Origin of the sequence: Marinobacter orientalis (assembly GCF_004792665.1) — a bacterium.
In the GTDB taxonomy this organism is placed as follows: domain Bacteria; phylum Pseudomonadota; class Gammaproteobacteria; order Pseudomonadales; family Oleiphilaceae; genus Marinobacter; species Marinobacter orientalis.
In genome coordinates this window covers 237547-249541 of the sequence record NZ_SRZX01000001.1, presented here as the reverse complement: position 1 = coordinate 249541, position 11995 = coordinate 237547, and the positions used below count along the sequence as shown (strand labels likewise).

Annotated in this window: 10 protein-coding genes and 1 pseudogene; 6 read left to right on the top strand and 5 right to left on the bottom strand. The window is 51.3% G+C overall.

Going from position 1 to position 11995, the window contains the following annotated elements:
- Positions 1-2 precede the first annotated feature (2 nt).
- From urtC to urtE, 3 genes are read left to right on the top strand one after another with little or no spacing between them, the layout of a single operon-like run.
- Positions 3-1142, top strand: coding sequence for an urea ABC transporter permease subunit UrtC (gene urtC, locus DIT72_RS01300; RefSeq protein WP_135953394.1), 1140 nt, complete (start codon positions 3-5; stop codon positions 1140-1142).
- Positions 1139-1963, top strand: a complete 825-nt coding sequence (urtD, locus tag DIT72_RS01295) for an urea ABC transporter ATP-binding protein UrtD (RefSeq protein ID WP_135953393.1) — start codon at positions 1139-1141, stop codon at positions 1961-1963. The genes urtC and urtD overlap by 4 nt, the downstream gene beginning before the upstream one ends.
- The gene (gene urtE, locus DIT72_RS01290) at positions 1963-2661 is read left to right on the top strand and encodes an urea ABC transporter ATP-binding subunit UrtE (RefSeq protein ID WP_135953392.1); all 699 of its coding nucleotides are present in this window, start codon (positions 1963-1965) and stop codon (positions 2659-2661) included. The genes urtD and urtE overlap by 1 nt, the downstream gene beginning before the upstream one ends.
- Positions 2662-2738: 77 nt before the next feature.
- Here urtE and DIT72_RS01285 read toward each other — a convergent pair whose 3' ends face one another.
- Entirely contained in the window at positions 2739-3761 is a 1023-nt protein-coding gene (locus tag DIT72_RS01285; protein WP_135953391.1) for a dCTP deaminase, read from the bottom strand.
- A 114-nt stretch (positions 3762-3875) separates the two neighbouring features.
- Between DIT72_RS01285 and DIT72_RS01280 the strand changes: the two genes are divergently transcribed.
- A complete protein-coding gene (locus DIT72_RS01280) occupies positions 3876-5189 on the top strand; it encodes a DNA methyltransferase (RefSeq protein WP_168354999.1) in 1314 nt (437 codons plus the stop codon).
- A 2-nt stretch (positions 5190-5191) separates the two neighbouring features.
- Here DIT72_RS01280 and DIT72_RS01275 read toward each other — a convergent pair whose 3' ends face one another.
- Positions 5192-6145 carry a hypothetical protein gene (locus tag DIT72_RS01275; RefSeq protein ID WP_135953389.1) on the bottom strand — a complete coding sequence of 318 codons (954 nt, stop codon included), beginning with the start codon at positions 6143-6145 and terminating at the stop codon, positions 5192-5194.
- Positions 6132-6703 (bottom strand): annotated as a pseudogene (gene ribA, locus DIT72_RS18535) (GTP cyclohydrolase II RibA). Before ribA ends, DIT72_RS01275 begins: the two are co-directional and overlap by 14 nt.
- A 1011-nt stretch (positions 6704-7714) precedes the next feature.
- On the opposite strand from ribA, the gene DIT72_RS01260 reads away from it, so the two are divergent.
- Both DIT72_RS01260 and DIT72_RS01255 read left to right on the top strand, forming a co-directional pair.
- Complete coding sequence (locus DIT72_RS01260) at positions 7715-8404, top strand: glutathione S-transferase (protein ID WP_135953387.1); 690 nt, start codon at positions 7715-7717, stop codon at positions 8402-8404.
- A 28-nt stretch (positions 8405-8432) separates the two neighbouring features.
- Entirely contained in the window at positions 8433-9794 is a 1362-nt protein-coding gene (locus DIT72_RS01255) for a S41 family peptidase (RefSeq protein WP_168354998.1), read from the top strand.
- A gap of 62 nt (positions 9795-9856) precedes the next feature.
- Here DIT72_RS01255 and DIT72_RS01250 read toward each other — a convergent pair whose 3' ends face one another.
- Together DIT72_RS01250 and DIT72_RS01245 are read right to left on the bottom strand one after the other, a co-directional pair.
- The gene (locus DIT72_RS01250; protein WP_135953385.1) at positions 9857-10648 is read right to left on the bottom strand and encodes a cobalamin-binding protein; all 792 of its coding nucleotides are present in this window, start codon (positions 10646-10648) and stop codon (positions 9857-9859) included.
- A gap of 68 nt (positions 10649-10716) precedes the next feature.
- Positions 10717-11916, bottom strand: a complete 1200-nt coding sequence (locus tag DIT72_RS01245) for an MFS transporter (RefSeq protein ID WP_135953384.1) — start codon at positions 11914-11916, stop codon at positions 10717-10719.
- Positions 11917-11995: the final 79 nt, after the last annotated feature.

Here is an 11995-nt window from a genome sequence, read left to right as displayed (position 1 = left end):
TTATGTCGTCATCACAGAACTGGCTGCTCCGGCCTTTTCAGGAGCGTTCCACACAGATATTCCTGGGCGTACTGTTCGCCGCCCTGGTAGTGGTGACTTTCCTCCACCTGTTCATGCCCCAGGACAGCGCCCTGCATGTCAGCGCCTATACCGTCACCCTGCTGGGTAAATACCTGTGTTACGCGCTGCTGGCGGTCGCGGTGGATCTGGTGTGGGGTTACCTTGGCATCCTCAGCCTGGGCCACGGCGCCTTCTTTGCCCTCGGCGGCTACGCCATGGGCATGTACCTGATGCGCCAGATCGGCGACCGCGGCACCTACGGCGACCCGGTGCTGCCGGACTTCATGGTGTTCCTGAACTGGCAGGAGCTGCCCTGGTACTGGCTGGGCTTCGACATGGCCTGGTTTGCCTTCATCATGGTGCTGCTGGCACCGGGCATACTGGCGCTGGTGTTCGGCTTCCTGGCCTTCCGCTCACGGGTGACAGGGGTGTACCTGTCGATCATCACCCAGGCGCTGACCTTTGCGCTGATGCTGGCCTTCTTCCGCAACGAAATGGGCTTCGGCGGCAACAACGGCCTGACCGACTTCCGCGACATCCTCGGCTTCAACCTGCGCACCGACGCCACACGGCTGGGGCTGTTCATCGCCACCGGCATTGCGCTGGCCATTGGCTACGTGGTCTGCCGTGCCATCGTGGCCAGCAAGCTGGGCCGTGTCAGCATCGCCTGCCGCGACGCCGAAGCCCGCACCCGCTTCCTGGGTTACCGGGTGGAACGGGTGCAGCTGTTCGTGTTCGTGGTATCCGCCATGCTGGCGGGTGTGGCCGGGGCGCTGTACGTGCCGCAGGTGGGCATCATCAACCCCAGCGAATTCTCGCCGCTGTTCTCCATTGAAATCGTGGTGTGGGTGGCACTGGGTGGCCGCGCCACCCTCTACGGCGCGGTGATCGGCGCCATCCTGGTGAACTACGCCAAAACCGTGTTCACCGGCGTCATGCCGGACGCCTGGCTGTTCCTCCTCGGCGGTCTGTTCGTGCTGGTGACCGTGTTCCTGCCCAAGGGCATCGCCGGGTTATTGCAGAAACGCCGCAAAGCCAAAACTGATGACGACACACCCACCGGGCAGGAGGCCACCGCATGAGCATTTTTCAGGAACTGGCCGACCGCGAGCATGTGTTCGAGTTTCTTACCCAGGTACAGTCCCCGGTGGACGTGCGCCACGGCCCCATTCTGTACCTGGAAGACGTAAACGTGAGCTTTGATGGCTTCAAGGCCATCAACAACCTCAACCTCACCATCGACGACGGCGAGCTGCGCTGCATCATCGGCCCCAACGGCGCGGGCAAGACCACCATGATGGACATCATCACCGGTAAAACCCGGCCAGACACCGGCTCGGTATGGTTCGGCAGCCGCCACAACCTGCTCACCATGAACGAGCCGGACATCGCCTCCCTGGGCATCGGCCGCAAGTTCCAGAAACCCACCGTGTTCGAAGCACTCACCGTGTTCGAAAACCTGGAGCTGGCCATGGCGGCGGACAAGCGGGTACTACCCACGCTCACCGCCATCATGAAACCCGAATTCCGGGACCGCATTGACGAAGTGCTGGAAATGATCGGCCTGAAAGACCTGCGGGACCGCCTCGCCGGCATCCTCTCCCATGGCCAGAAACAGTGGCTGGAAATCGGCATGCTGCTGATGCAGAAACCTCGCCTGCTGCTGGTGGACGAGCCGGTAGCGGGCATGACCGAACAGGAAATGGAGCGCACCGCCGAACTGCTCACCAGCCTGGCCGGCAAACAGTCCGTTGTGGTGGTGGAACACGACATGGGCTTCGTGCGCTCCATCGCCCGCCAGGTGACCGTACTGCACCAGGGCAGCGTGCTGGCCGAAGGCACCATGGACCAGGTCTCCAACGACCCGGAAGTGATCAAGGTATACCTGGGGGAGGAGGCGTAATGCTGAAGATTCAGAAGATCAACCAATACTACGGCGAAAGCCACACCCTCTGGGATCTGGACCTGGACGTCCCCCAGGGCCAGTGCACCTGCGTAATGGGCCGCAACGGCGTGGGCAAAACCACGCTGATGAAATGCATCATGGGCGAGGAAACCACCAAAAGCGGCAGCATTGAGTTTGCCGAAGACGTGGAGCTCACCAAAAAGAAAATCGAAGACCGCTCACGCCTCGGCATCGGCTACGTGCCCCAGGGACGGCAGATCTTCCCCTTGCTGACCGTGGAAGAAAACCTCCGCACCGGCCTGGCGGTGCGCAAGGACGGCAGCAAAAAAATCCCCGAGCGGGTGTATGAGCTGTTTCCGGTGCTGAAGGAAATGAAAAACCGCAGAGGCGGCGATCTTTCTGGCGGGCAGCAACAGCAGCTGGCCATTGGCCGGGCGCTGGTGATTGAGCCCAGGCTGCTGATTCTGGATGAGCCGGGGGAGGGTATTCAGCCGAATATTGTGGCGCAGATTGGGGAGGTTATTCGCCGATTAATCGAAGAAGACGGGCTGACGGTGCTGCTGGTTGAGCAGAAGTTGCCGTTTGCGCGGAAGTATGCGGATCGGTTTGCCATCCTTGACCGTGGGCGGCGGGTTGCTGAGGGGGAGATTGGGGAGTTGTCTGATGAGTTGATCCGAAAACATCTGAAAGTTTGATTCAATTGCTTAGAACCCACGTTTAAACGAGCTCAAGTATCGGGATGAATCACCTATTAGAGATCGAGAATTGATCCCTAATCAGCATCTTGTTGCCTGTCATTTTCATCAAGGAAAAAACGCACTTTTTTGCTGAAAAAATAATATGCAGCTGGAAAAGCAAGAATAGTTGTTGCCACTATTCTGGTATAGAGTGAGGCGTCAAAGTCTTTTAACAAGCTTATTGTTTTACTAACCGGTTGTAAAAGTTCAGGTATGACGAGTGAAGCTAAAGCTGTTGGAAACGCCCAAAGGAAGATTGTACGCCGAAATTTATATAAGCTAAATCGAGCTCTCTCTGATTTAGCAAACTGGCTCAACAAGTCGTCAGAATTTGAAAAGGTTTTGGAATCTATAAATCTATCGAGCCTGAATAAGCACCTATCATCGAGTTTATGAACTTCTTTTTGAAGTCTTTCAAGAACCGGTTTTGTAAGGGCATTGGAAGCAATATGCCGAGATATTTTTTGAACTAGTTCGTCACGCCACCAAACAGAAGGACCTCCATCATCGTCAACATATTTGCTGTTTAATTGATCGCTGTCATAAGAGTTCCCAAGCTCACCATCTAGTCTCATTATGAACAGTTGACTTAAAGGAAGATATGGGTGAATCACAAATTTGTTAGGCGAGGTATTCATTAGTTCCAGAGGGACATGTCCAGAATATCCAGGGTTTACCAGATCGCAATTCCCCGCCGTCCATAATCCAAGTCTTGCAAATGAACTTCTAGTTGTGAGCTTGCCTACATTTTCTTTTGGGATCGAAATTTTTTCATAGGTCCGACCAAGTATCATTTGGCCAGGCTTTAAAGTAATTGATTCGTTGTCAGCCAAAACAATTTTTTTCCACATCCTTCTGGGGGATACCTCAAAGATATTTCTTCTTCCTAAATCGAAGCTATTTCTCTGCCTTTTTGGTATCCAGAATATATTGGAAACTCGAATATCAATTGAACAGGTTTTAATCTGTTTGTCTGCGTCGAAGGCGTGATCTGGGTGGTTACACTCAGATATTACGGTGCCGCTGATGTTGTGGAGCTCTTTGTCTGTAAGGTACATCGTATATCCAAACCTGAAACTTTCAAGGAAGATAGCGCATTTTAGGGGATTGTGCTATAGTTGCCGGCTATTCGTTTAATGGTATTCCGCTGTTTTTTTGAGATGACATGCGCAATGAGAGCTAAACAGTTAAGCTTGTTAGCAGAGGACAGTCAATTAGGATTGTTACCCACCGCAAAGACCAAAGCTAAGGATAAGCTTGGTGTTCATGGCTGGACTAAGTTCTATGCATCTTTTTCTGAAGAGTTCGTAAATAAAAGTATAGATGCAATGGGGCTGCAGGATGATTCGGTTATTTTGGATCCGTTCGTTGGTTCAGGAACTACACTTGTTAGCTGCCTAAAAAAGGGACTGCCAGCTGTCGGTATTGATCTCGACCCATTCGCTTGTTTATTGTCCCGATGCAAGGTTGCGCTAGATTTTGATAGAGATAAAGTGCAGAAGATTTTGAAATCTCCTGCATCAGTTTATAGCGATGAAGTTGATTTTTGTGATGAAACTTACCGCTTTTTTTCAGAGTCGTGTATTGATTATGCCGCTAAGGTAATAGGCAGCATTAAAGAAAGTATAAAATTAAATGGATCTAAAAACTATTTAGATACGATTTTGCAGGATGAGAAGGGGGAGTACGATTCGGAGGTAGTAGCTCTCACTTCTTTGTGTATAGCTGCGGAAAGTTCGGCCAAGGTTGTAAGAGGGTCAAATCCCACTTGGTATCGGAAGGCTAAGGATGGTGAGATGGATGTCGTAAGCAGTATCATGGGTCCAGCTCAAACGATGTCGGAAGTGATTATGTCCGATTTGTCAGATTTGCATATCTATGCAAGTAGAAGAAATATAAAAATATTTAATGCTAGCGTAGAAGATTTGACGACAGAATTACTTGGAATTCGTGTTAACTTTATTATTACTTCGCCACCGTATCTCACCAGATTAGATTACATAATTAAGCACTTGCCAAATTTACTTGTTCTATCGGGATTTGTTCCAGTTGATATCGAAGGGGCTCGCCGAAGGATGATTGGGACGCCTAAGATAGTAAATAAATCTCCGAGTGAGGAAAGGTGGGGGGAAACATGCAACCATATTTTGGAATCAATAAGGAGTCATGGAAGTTATGCTAGTGGGTCATATTATATATGGACTTATGTTCAGTATTTTAGGTCACTGTTTTTCTTCCTTGAAAGAGTCAAGTTTGTTTTATCTCAAGAAGCGAGTGGCATTCTTGTTTTACAGAATAATACCTATAAAGATTTATTTATACCTGTGAGTGATATTGCTGTTGAAATGTTTGCTTACCTAGGCGTTGATTCTAAAATTTTACGCCGCGAGTCAGTAAGGATAAATATAAATAACTTGGGAAAAGGTAGAAAGGGAAAAGAAGGAAAAAAAGAGCATACTGAAGATGTTTTGATTTTTTCAAATTAAAACTAATACATTCTACTTATGAACTTTGGTTCCTCTAACTCAATGAACCTTTTGTCATAGTTAAAAGCCGTACAAAATGGATTGTAAGGGCAACCCTGGCTGCATAGTTTTTTTACATCGTCAGGGACGCCTATTTCCGTTGCAGTACATCTCGGATCGACGTTGGTGCAAATAGAGCGTGCGACTTGCCATTCGATGTAGTTTAGGTCCGCAACGTTTATCCCTGCGTAAAACGCTGTGAGCTCCTCAGCTTCCGCAACCGACTCACGCAGTATTCTTACCAATGTTCCTCTGGGGTTCGGCGTTTTCCCAAGCTGTTGGAATATTGCAGGATCCGTTGGAACCACTCTGCCAGTTCTTAAATATACCCTCATGATATGGTAATCAATGGCAGGTTTCACGAACTCTTCGTCTTCAAACCTGATAATAGATTCCTTGACAAGTTCATGACTCAATATATTGGTTTTTTTCCTTAAAGGATCTTCAGAATATGCAATAAAGGAATCGAAGGTTCTATGAAAAGATCCGTCAGAAAATTTAGTTTTCGAAATTTCCTGATAAAAGTCGAACTTGTCACCGAAAATATTCTTGACTTGTATCCCTATATCTCTCAGAAGCTTTGCTCGTTCTTTTGCTCTGACGCGCTGTTGTTTGGGATAATCTTTCAAAAGATCACTAATATCTGCTGCAGTAATTTCTTGCAAACGTTCAAGAATATTTTCACGATTTTTAAATAAGTCCTCGGCAATCTTTGATTGAAGGAAATCCCAGTTGAATTGATGACATACAGAAATAAACGCTACTTTGAATACGAGTTGGTCCTGCTTGTCTTCCGAAGACCAGGGTAGTTCTTCACTTGGACGGGTGTACGTACTCAGTACCTTTGCGTGCTCCATACATGAAATTGGATCAACCTTAAATAGCTCCTTTGATAGAAGATCCTCAATCTTTTTCATAGTGGCCCAGCGCCTCGGTTTTGGCTTCCAGATACCTGGTCATGGTTTCATTTTTTTCGATGTCTAGATTTATGCGGCTCTCTACAGTGATCCCGTTCTCCAGAAGTGATTTCACCTTATTTGGATTGTTGGTCGCAATTATTACGTTTTGTATATTTTCTATTTTTAGAACATCGATCGCTATTGCGTAGTTTCTAGGGTCGTCTTGATGTCCTAATACAGAGAATGCTTCAGCTGTATTTAATGACTTGGTTTGTTCTAGGTGTATTGACTTTACTTTTTCACTAATCCCTATTCCTCTTCCCTCTTGATATAGATATATAATGAGTCCACCATTTTTTTGATATATTCAAGAGCTGCATCTAGTTGGCTTGCGCAATCGCAATCTGTGGCGTGGAAACTTTCGCTAAACAAACAAGACGAATGGATTCTCAAGAATGGTGATCTTGGGAGTATTTCACTTCTAATAACCACGCACGTTTCATTATTAAGAGTGTGAGTGTAAGTTATTAATTTGCCATGTTTTGTTTCTAATTGTATTTTTGTTTCTTTACCCACTTAATTTTCTTTCCATTTAAGTTCATTGTAAGATTGCAAAAAATTTTTTGTGCTACAGAAGTCCGTTTTAATCGTTCTCAAAGAACTTTCAATTCGAGTGTTAAATGTTCAATTTCGGAAACTGTAAAGCATTAAATAAAAATCTCAAACTAACATTTTTGGCAATTTTTGAGAGGGCCGAGAACCTGTCTTGGATGCGCTGTCTGGACTTAAGCATTGATTTCTGGCTCGGATTAGACGTACTCGATACTGTCTCATTAATGTTGGCGACAAATCAAGAAAACCAGAACAGATTAAGACCGGAGAATCGGGACAGATCTATTTTCGTGCCTTATCTGATGGCTCAGAGCTTATTTGAGCGACTACCAACCCTCTCCGTACTTCGGTTAATATCAGCTGCCAGCACACAGAAAGGATTCTGTGGTTCAAGAGCAGGGAGGCCCTGATACCAAGACAAGCCAGGGTGATTGTGCTTTGTTTTCCCCATCATATTGTTCAACGCGGTCATAACCGCCAATCGTCATCCTTCGAACGCCGTGATTTAGAGTACTACCTCGCAAACGTTCAGGAATGGAAGCAGATCTATGAGCTGGATGTGTTCAGCTATTGCCTGATGACGAACCTTCGGGTTATCGGAGCCGGCCGGCTTGAGCTGATCGAACGCACTACGCAGTTTGAGAGGCCACGGGAAACCGGGACAGACTTATTTATTCTGCTGGCAACCAGCCATCATATAGTTGGGCGGTCAGAGGTGCGGCTCAGGATCCATCCTTTGGTGCAAGACCCGAAGAATGATAATGGATTGATTGTGCGTATCCTTTTCCATCCTTGAAAACCGGGACAGATCTATTTTCAGCTCCGGTTTTTCCTAACATTGTCGGCTTTTGAAACCAGGTTGCTAAACCAGCGGTATTGAGTTGAATAGACCTGGCTTTCGGATCGGGTCTTTTCCTGTGCGCTACACTTCCAGACAACAGTTATCTTCTCAACTGTCAGAGTGGGAGAGTCACAATGCAGGACTACGAACTCTATTACTGGGGCCTGCCCTTTCGCGGTAATTTTATTCAACTTTTTCTGGAGGAGGTTGGGGCGGATTACCGCAAGCTGGATGCCAGCGAGGTCTACCCTGATAAAAACCTGAACATCCAGTACCCCGGGATGGCACCACCCTATCTTTACGACTGCAGGGCCCAGGTCTGGTTCGCCCAGATGCCGGCAATTCTCATGCATCTGGCGAAGGCGTACCATTTTCTTCCCGACGAAGCTGAGCAACACACCCTGGCCCTGAAGGTGATTCTGGACTGCAACGATGTCCTCATGGAAATCACCAACCACAATGGCATGGTGATGTGGGAAGAGGGCACATGGCAGGAGTTCCGGGCCCATCGTCTGGCCGACTGGATGACCATATTTGAAAAGACAGGTCAGGCGCATTCCCTCAAGCCGGACACGGGCTATCTGCTGGGCACCAGGCTCACGGTGGCCGATATTGCGACTGCTGCACTGTTCGGTTCCCTGGTCCACAGCTTTCCGGAACTCGCCAGGGATTTGGAACACCACTCCCCCACGGTGGCGAACCTCTGCGAACGTATGGAAAGCCGCCCCTCTATAGGTGCTTTTCTGGACAATCAGCGGCGGGAATTGGGTAACGCCTACTGTGGTGGTCAGATTGAGCAGTCTTTGCGGGACGTCATACGGTAGTGCGGAGCTAATGGAGCTGGAGTCCTCTATGAAAACCGCCCAACGCCGCGGCAGTTCTCTTTCCAGCTCTGATTTTGCGCGCCTGCAGGGTGTCTGGCGTTCCCAGGGTTACGGCACTGTGCTGCTGATCGAGGAAGATTGGTACACCCTTTTTGAAGAAACCAGCATCAGCTGCCTGAAGATTGATGCGGGCAGTATTGAAGAGCTTGGCCACTATTACGAAGATTTGGCGGTATCCCCTGGTGGCCAGGCGTTCAGTGCCCATCGGGTAACTGGCGTAGCACGTATCAGCTTCCGTCGCCTGAAAGGATTGCCCGCCACTGTCACTGAAAGTCACAGGCACAGGGCTAAGGATCCGCAATACAACTTTGACGTTTTCTGGCGAACCTTTCACGAGCAATACGCCCTGTTTGAACTCAAGGGTGTGGCCTGGGACCGGGCGCATCATGACTATCTTCCCCAGATTAACGCGAACACATCACAGGAAACGCTCTTTGCCATCATGGTTGCGATGCTACGGCCCCTGAGGGATGGCCATATTCGTCTGCATTCACCTTGGGGTCATTACAGGGCAGGTGCCCAGCCGGCGCTCTTCAGGCGGCTGACACGGGAACTTGAAGACGCCAATGATGACCGGGAGCTCATCAGCTACCTGGGCGATCTCAACGAGTCGGCGCGTGACGTGATCCATGAGGATTATCTCGCAAGCGCCGTTAGCCATGGCGGCAACCGGCTGGTGGAGTGGGGGCGCCTTAATGACCTCATCGGTTACCTGAATATCCGGGCCATGGCCGGGCAAAGCGGCAAGTCAGGCAAACCGGCTGCAGATCTCAGTGCGGTCGATAGTGTGATGAAGAGGGTGCTGGCAGATGTTGGCGAGCTCCCCAATCTGGTGGTCGATCTTCGCAATAATGGTGGGGGGTACGATGGTGTCGCACTGCGCTTTTCAGCGTACCTGATGGATCGCAAACGGCTGGCTTTCACCAAGTCAGCCCGTCATGGCAATGGATTCACCGGAAAGCAGTCTGTCCATATCACGCCTGTCAATGAGACTTACCAGGGCAACCTGTTTGTGCTGACCAGCGAGCTAACGGCCAGTGCCGCAGAAATCTTCGTGCTCTCATTGCTGCAGCATCCCCGTCTCACCCTTATTGGCGAGCCTACCCAGGGCATCCTTTCCGACACGCTCGATCGCCATCTGCCAAATGGCTGGCACCTGACCTTGTCCAATGAAATCTACCGGGCCTACGACGGTGAGATATACGAAGATGTCGGCATCCCGCCACACATCCGTCTCAAGTACCTTGGCCGAAAAGGGCGCGAGGAAGGCAAAGACCCAATGCTGGAGCGGGTAATTAAGCTGGTCGGCGGTTGCTGGTCGAAGTATTAATCACGGGGTTGGCGTTTTGAGGAAAACCGGGACAGATTTATTTTTCCGGCTTCTCCAGCTCCTCAGCCCGGCGGTAACACCCGATCAATAATCCCACACAACGCATCCAGCCCCTCCGTCAGCGCTGCCGGCCCCGGCTGAAGAATCAGCGGTGATTTGATCTCGTACAGGTGGTTGTTTGCCACGGCTGGGATATCACGCCAACCTGGCCGATCGGCTACTTGCTCCGGGCGGAATTTACGCCCGCACCAGGAGCCGATGATGATGTCTGGTTTGCGCTGGATGACGTCTTCGGGGTTTTCGATGATGCGCTCCCTGGCGCCGGGCTCGGCTGCCCGTTCCGGGAAGATATCCTCGCCACCGGCAATACCGATCAGCTCTGACACCCAGCCTATTCCGGTGATCATCGGGTCGCCCCATTCCTCGAAGTAGACCCGGGGGCGATTGGGTTTCGCTCTTTCCGCTCTTATTCGTTCAATCCTGTCGGATAGCGACTGCGCGTAGGAGTCGGTTTGGTCCGCGAGGCCCAGCATGCCGCCGAGGGTTCGGATCATGGACAGGATTCCCGCCACGGTGCGTTGATTGAAGATGTGCACGGCGACGCCGCTGCGCACCAACTCGGCTGCGATGTTGGCCTGCATGTCTGAGAACCCAAGCACCAGGTCTGGCTTCAGTTCCAGAATTTTCCCAACCTTGGCAGAGGTGAAGGCAGAGACCTTGGGTTTTTCCTTCCTGGCTCTCTCGGGCCGGACGGTGAATCCGGATATGCCGACGATGCGATCCTCTGCGCCGATGGCGTAGAGTGTCTCTGTGGTTTCTTCGGTAAGGCAGACAATTCGCTGGGGATAATTCATCGGGGCACTATAACTCGGAAGCGGGGGATTTGCCCGTTGGCGTTGATTTCACGAAAACCGGGACAGATCTATTTTCCGCCTGCCCGTTCCCGCCGAATCAGCAGTACCAAAGCCAGCGCCGCCAGTGATCCCATCACAGCGGCGAAAGTGATCCCGGTCGTCTTCAGGCTGGTCATGCTCGCCATCAATCCCAGGCCGATCACCGGCACCGAGATAGCGATATAGGCCACGACAAAGAACGTGGACGTCACCGCTGCCTTCTCCCTCGCAGGGCTGGCCGCGGCGATGGCGCCCATGCCGGCGCGGAATGAGATGCCCTGGCCCATACCGGCAATCACAGCACCGGCGATGAACAGCGCGAGGGACTGGGTATATATGCCTAGCGCTATCGGAATCACACCGAGCATCAGGGAAACGCAGCCCAGAGGTAGGCGCAGCCTGAGCGGCAGTGTGCCCTGCAGGAACTGGCCCAGGGTTGAGGCGATGAAGATGCTGCCGGCCACAACGCCGATCAACAACCGATTGTCGTAGCCCAGGACCTTGCCCATCATCGCCGGGGCGATGGATGTGAAGAAGCCGCACATGGCGAAGCCTGCGAAACCGGCAATGGCGGCGGGAATAAATACACCCCGGACTTCCGCTGGCACGTTCAGGCGCTGGATGGACAGTTTGGGGCGAGCGGGTTTCGAGACGGTCTCAGGCGCTGCCCAGATGCAGCACACGGCCAGCACAGCCATGGCAATATGCACCAGAAAGGTCAGCTGCAGTGGCCAGGGTAGGTATTGGGAAAGAGCTCCAGCTAACATCGGCCCCAGGCCCAGCCCGCCCATGTTCGCCGCCGTGGCAAAGAAAGTGGCTTTCTCCCGCCAGTGGGGCGGGGCAAGTTCAATGACTGCCACCGTGGCCGTGCCGGTGAAGATCCCTGCGGACAGTCCCGATAGCACCCGGCCGGTCAGGATCATCGCCAGGCCATCGGCCTGCCAGAACACCAGGTCACTGGTGATGGAGCAAGCCAGGCCCGCAAACAGTAAAGGCCGGCGGCCTATCTGATCAGACCAGCGTCCGGTCAGTACCAGTGCGGCGATCACACCAAAGGCATAGGCGGCAAAGATGATGGTGATCATCAGGTCGGAAAACCCGAAACGGTCCTGGTAGATCGGGTAAAGAGGCGTCGGCATGGTGGTGCCGATCATCGTGACACTGAAGGTGAAGGCTGCGCCCAGGAAAATAAGCAGCGGAAACAAGCGATGTTGCTTGGGTGAGGGCATGCAGGAGTCCCGGTCGGCGATCTTTAAAAGTTGGCTACCCTATCAGAAGGGCCGGGCGAACCGAAGCATGATGCCGACA

What these genes read in the sequence shown, in the direction of transcription:
- urtC (WP_135953394.1), top strand. Translation starts at nt 3, where the DNA reads ATGTCGTCATCACAGAACTGGCTGCTCCGGCCTTTTCAGGAGCGTTCC.
- urtD (WP_135953393.1), top strand. Translation starts at nt 1,139, where the DNA reads ATGAGCATTTTTCAGGAACTGGCCGACCGCGAGCATGTGTTCGAGTTT.
- urtE (WP_135953392.1), top strand. Translation starts at nt 1,963, where the DNA reads ATGCTGAAGATTCAGAAGATCAACCAATACTACGGCGAAAGCCACACC.
- DIT72_RS01285 (WP_135953391.1), bottom strand. Translation starts at nt 3,761, where the DNA reads ATGTACCTTACAGACAAAGAGCTCCACAACATCAGCGGCACCGTAATA.
- DIT72_RS01280 (WP_168354999.1), top strand. Translation starts at nt 3,876, where the DNA reads ATGAGAGCTAAACAGTTAAGCTTGTTAGCAGAGGACAGTCAATTAGGA.
- DIT72_RS01275 (WP_135953389.1), bottom strand. Translation starts at nt 6,145, where the DNA reads ATGAAAAAGATTGAGGATCTTCTATCAAAGGAGCTATTTAAGGTTGAT.
- DIT72_RS01260 (WP_135953387.1), top strand. Translation starts at nt 7,715, where the DNA reads ATGCAGGACTACGAACTCTATTACTGGGGCCTGCCCTTTCGCGGTAAT.
- DIT72_RS01255 (WP_168354998.1), top strand. Translation starts at nt 8,433, where the DNA reads ATGAAAACCGCCCAACGCCGCGGCAGTTCTCTTTCCAGCTCTGATTTT.
- DIT72_RS01250 (WP_135953385.1), bottom strand. Translation starts at nt 10,648, where the DNA reads ATGAATTATCCCCAGCGAATTGTCTGCCTTACCGAAGAAACCACAGAG.
- DIT72_RS01245 (WP_135953384.1), bottom strand. Translation starts at nt 11,916, where the DNA reads ATGCCCTCACCCAAGCAACATCGCTTGTTTCCGCTGCTTATTTTCCTG.